Origin of the sequence: Kitasatospora sp. NPDC047058, assembly GCF_040643935.1 — a bacterium.
Lineage (GTDB): Bacteria > Actinomycetota > Actinomycetes > Streptomycetales > Streptomycetaceae > Kitasatospora.
In genome coordinates, this window is record NZ_JBEYVJ010000524.1 from 1 (window position 1) to 4,093 (window position 4,093).

Annotated in this window: 3 protein-coding genes; 1 reads left to right on the forward strand and 2 read right to left on the reverse strand. The window is 74.2% G+C overall.

The window, feature by feature from the left end; translation table 11 throughout:
• Nucleotides 1–265 precede the first annotated feature (265 nt).
• Nucleotides 266–928 (reverse strand): response regulator transcription factor, encoded by a 663-nt coding sequence (locus ABZ885_RS36695; RefSeq protein WP_360198833.1) that lies wholly within the window; start codon nt 926–928, stop codon nt 266–268.
• Nucleotides 925–2,256, reverse strand: a complete 1,332-nt coding sequence (locus ABZ885_RS36700) for a histidine kinase (RefSeq protein WP_360198835.1) — start codon at nt 2,254–2,256, stop codon at nt 925–927. The genes ABZ885_RS36695 and ABZ885_RS36700 overlap by 4 nt, the downstream gene beginning before the upstream one ends.
• 324 nt (nt 2,257–2,580) lie before the next feature.
• Here ABZ885_RS36700 and ABZ885_RS36705 point away from each other — a divergent pair.
• Nucleotides 2,581–4,093: dienelactone hydrolase family protein (locus ABZ885_RS36705; RefSeq protein ID WP_360198837.1), on the forward strand; the 1,513-nt coding region annotated here is incomplete at its 3' end.

Genomic DNA, 4,093 nt, shown 5'->3' on the forward strand with positions numbered 1-4,093 from the left:
TGCTGTGATCTATCCTTATGGGTCTGTGTGGGGGGGGGCGGGGGCCCCCCCCCCCGCCCCAAACTCATTGCACTTGCCGTGCAATCCGAACATTTGGACTCACCGTGCAAAAATGTCAAAGCAAGAGCGGTGAACCACGTGACAAGACCCTGCGACACCGGGCCGGCTGGACGGCCGGTCGCGCCCCCGGCGTCTCACCGTCGGGGGCGCGAACGCCGGCCGGCCGTGCCCTGGTGAACCCTGCAGCCCGGCGGCGGTGGCCGCGTCACGCCGGGTGGACGAGGCGGTTCTCGTAGGCGAAGATCACGGCCTGGATCCGGTCGCGGAGTTCGAGCTTCTGCAGGATCCGCCCCAGATGGGACTTCACGGTCGCCTCCGCGAGGTACAGGGTGGCCGCGATCTCGGCGTTGGACAGGCCGCAGCCCACCTGGACGAGCACCTCCCGCTCACGGGCGCTGAGCCGGCCCAGGCGCTCGTCGCGGACGGCGGCGCGGCCGTCGGGGATGTGCGGGCGGAGGTCCTCCAGCAGGCGGCGGGTGATCCGCGGGGAGAGCACCGCGTCGCCCGCGGCGACGTTGCGTATCGCGGTGAGGAGCTCCTCGGGCCTGGTGTTCTTCAGCAGGAAGCCCGACGCTCCGGCGTTGAGTCCGGCGAAGGCGTACTCGTCCAGGTCGAAGGTGGTGAGGATCAGCACCCGGCTCTGCGGGGAGACCCGGACGACCTGCCGGGTCGCCTCGATCCCGTCGGTCCCGGGCATCCGGACGTCCATGAGGACGACATCGGGGCGCAGCTCCCGGGCGAGGTGGACCGCCTGGCCGCCGTCCGCGGCCTCGCCGACCGGTGCCATGTCGGGCTGGGCGTCCAGGACCGTGCTGAAGGCCATGCGGAGCAGCGCTTCGTCGTCGGCGATCAGGATGCGGATCGTCATGCGGACGCCGCTCCGCTGCTGCCGAGGAACAGGCGGGTGTGGACTCCCCAGCCGCCGCCCGGAAGCGGTCCGGCCCGCAACGTCCCCCCGTAGGCGGCCGAGCGCTCGCGCATGCCGGGGATGCCGTGGCCGGACGGTGTGGCGGCGGGAGGTGGCGGGCAGGGGCCGCTGTCGGTGACGTCCACGGTGACGGTCTCGGCCGCGCACCGTATCCGGACCTGCGCGTGGGTTCCCGCGGGTGTGTGCTTGAGGGTGTTGGTCAAGGCTTCCTGTACCAGGCGGTAGACGGTGAGTTGTGCGGTGGCGGGTACGTGGGTGTGGCCGCCGTGCACGTCGAGGCGGGTCGGCAGCCCGGCGGCGCACATCTGGTCGGCGAGGGTTGCCAGTTGTGCGATGCCGGGCAACGGGTGGCGGTCCGCGTCCGGTTCGTCGGTCCGCAGGATGCCCAACGAGCGCCGCATGTCGGTCAGGGCCTGCCGGCCCGTCTCGGAGATCTGGAGCATCGCGGTGGTGGCCCGGTCGGGCGACCGGTGCTGCGCGTAGACGGCGGCGTCGGTGAGCGCGACCATGACGGACAGGTTGTGGGTGACGATGTCGTGCATCTCCCGGGTGATCCGTGTCCTCTCCTCGGCGACGGCCAGTCGCGCCTGCTGTTCCTGCTCCTGCTCCAGGCGTGCGGCGCGTTCCTCCAGGGCCGCGAGGTAGGCGCGTGTGGTCCGCACGTTCACACCGAGGACGGCGGCGGCCACGACCATCGCGGTGACCGCGACGAAGGGGGTCAGGAATGCGCCTTCCGGGGCCCAGCGCAGGCAGGCCAGCAGGACGCCCGCCTCCACGACGGCGCCGGCGACGAGTGCGCCGCGCCGGCCCGTGTGCGCGGCGGCCGTGTAGAGGGCCACCAGCACGGCGATGTCCGCCGGGAGTTGGACGTTCATCAGCCACTGGACGAAGGCCGCGGCCGCCACGGCGCCGAACACCGTGAGCGGGGCCCGGCGCCGCCACAGCAGGGGCAGCGCCAGGGCGGCGGTGAGGGCCACGGCCACCGGCAGCTCCTGCGGGGCGTGCGTGGTGATGACGTTGCAGAGGAGGAGCGCCGGCAGCAGCGCGTCCCACAGCACGGGCGGCAGCCGGGAGCCCCGCCGCCCGGCGGCTGTCGCCAGTCGGGCCGCTCGGCCGGAGGCCAGGTCGGCGTACGTGGTCAGCCGTGAGGCCGTCCGCGCCCACCGCACCCGGTAGCGGTCCCGGTATCGGTCCCGCCGCCGGTCCCGGTCCCGGTCCCGGTAGCGTGCCCGGTGGGCATCGGCGGGTTCCGCGGCCGCCTCGGTCATCGCACGTCCCTGTCGCTTGAGCATGACGGCGGCCCCGGCCGGGGCCGCCACCGCGGCCAGCCGGATCCGGGGCGAGTACGGGGAACGTACGTCTCGCTCCGCCCGGCACGTACCGCGGCCCTGTCACCGTAGGCCGCGGGCCCCGCGCTGCGCATGAGTCCACCGGCTGATCGCACCGTGCCGGGATACGACTGCAGGAGGAGTCCCGCTGCCTCCCGTGGTCGCAGTACGGCCGCTGATCCGGCGTGCCCGACTGCTCCTCCGGTTGCACGGGGACCACCACGGACGGCGACCCCGGTGGGGCACGACGGCGACCCGGGACCGATGTGGCGGCGCACGCCCGGCGCCGACCATGGCCGGGTGACCGAGATCATCACGGGACTGGACATGTCCCCCCTCGAAATCCTCGCCCTGCTGGGTGCCGTCGCGCTGGTGACGGCGCGTTGGCTGCCCCCCGCCGCCCGCCCGCGCGTCACGATCGCGGCGGGAGCGGTTCTCGTGCCGTCCGCGATCGTGCTGGGTGCGACGGCGGGGATCCGCTGGCAGCTGCTGCCGGTCCTGGCGGGCGCCGCCCTCGCGTCGCCGTTCGCCCTCTCCCCCCTGCTGCGACGCCGTCCCGGCCGGCCGGCGTGGCGGGCCCGCTGGTGGCTGGCGTTGCCGGGATCGGCGGCCTGCGTCGGCCTGATCGCCACGGGCCCGGTGGCCGCCTGGGCCTTCCCCGTCCCGGTGTTCCCCGAACCGTCGGGCGCCTTCGCGGTCGGCACCCGCGTGGTGCAGTGGACCGACCCAGGCCGTCCCGAGACCTTCACCGCCGATCCGGGCGACCGGCGCACGGTCGTCGTCCAGCTCTGGTATCCCGCGCAGGAGCACCCCGCAGGCGCGCAGCGGGCCCAGTACCTCGGACGCACCGAGGACGAGGCGCGCACCGTCTCCGAGGCCCTCGCCGGCGGAGTCGGCCTGCCGGGTTTCCTGGTCGACGGTGTTCCGCGTGCCCGCTCCCGGTCGGTCTTCGACGCCCCGGTGGCCGGTGGTGGCGAACGGTTCCCGGTCGTCCTGTTCTCTCCCGGGTCGGGCGGGGTGCGCACCCAGAACACCGCCTGGGCGGAGGAACTGGCCAGCCACGGCTATGTGGTCGCCGCCCTCGACCACCCGTACGACTCCGCCGCCGTCGTCCTCGCCGACGGCCGGACGATCACCACCGAGACCGCCTCCAGCGGCGATCCGGGCAAGGACGACGAACTGGCGGCCGGCTGGACGGCCGTTCGGGCCGCCGACCTCGGCTTCGTCCTCAGCCGGCTGGACGGTCTGAACCGCGGTGAGACCGCCGACCCGCTGACCGGCCGCCTGGACACCAGCCGGGTCGCGGTGACCGGCCACTCCATGGGCGGTGCCGCCGCCCTCCAGGCAGCCCGGCAGGACCGCCGGTTCGACGCCGTCATCGACCTGGACGGCTACCCCCACGGCCCCGTCTCGCCCGCCCTCGACCAGCCGACGCTCGCGCTCACCCAGGCCATCACCTCGGGGACCGACCCGCGCTACCTCCCCCGCCTGACCGAGGCGCTCCAGGCCGGCACCGCGACGAACTACCGGCTCACCATCCCCGGCGCCGCACATCTCACGTTCATGGACGGCCCCCTGTACCTGCCGCCCGTGCCCACGATCGTCGGCTCGCTGGGCCGCACCGAGAGCCCGCGCGTCGTCGCCGCAGCCACCCTCGCCTTCCTGGACGCCGTCCTGCGAGGCAAGCCCGGCGACCTGGCCGGCGTTCTGCCGGCCTACCTGGTCCTCGCGGCCGTGGCCTGGCTGCTGGCGGCGCTCTTCCTGCTCCCCTACCTGG